The organism is Lactobacillus sp. UMNPBX15, assembly GCF_002553785.1.
Lineage (GTDB): Bacteria > Bacillota > Bacilli > Lactobacillales > Lactobacillaceae > Lactobacillus > Lactobacillus crispatus.
On record NZ_PCYV01000117.1, the window covers coordinates 1 to 351 of the forward strand.

The 351-nt window shown below is 37.0% G+C and carries 1 pseudogene; it reads left to right on the top strand.

What is annotated here, in order from left to right:
- Positions 1–351 (top strand): annotated as a pseudogene (locus tag CP366_RS10545) (heavy metal translocating P-type ATPase); the annotation flags it as partial.

A 351-nucleotide genomic window follows, 5' to 3' on the forward strand; every position in this document is an offset into this window, starting at 1 on the left:
GAAAGTATGCCGGTAATGAAAAAAGTTGGCGATACTGTTGTTGGTTCAACAATTAATAATAATGGGACGATTACTTTTAAAGCCACAAAGGTTGGAGCGGATACAATGCTTGCCCAAATTGTTGACCTAGTAAAAAAAGCGCAAACCAGTCATGCTCCTATCCAGAACTTAACAGATAAGATTTCAAATGTGTTTGTCCCAGCAGTAATGATTATTGCTATTTTGACATTTATGATTTGGTATTCCTTTGTTGGCGCAACATTTGTTCAAGCATTATTATTTGCTGTTTCAGTAATTGTCATTGCCTGTCCGTGCGCATTAGGTTTAGCAACTCCAACAGCATTAATGGTT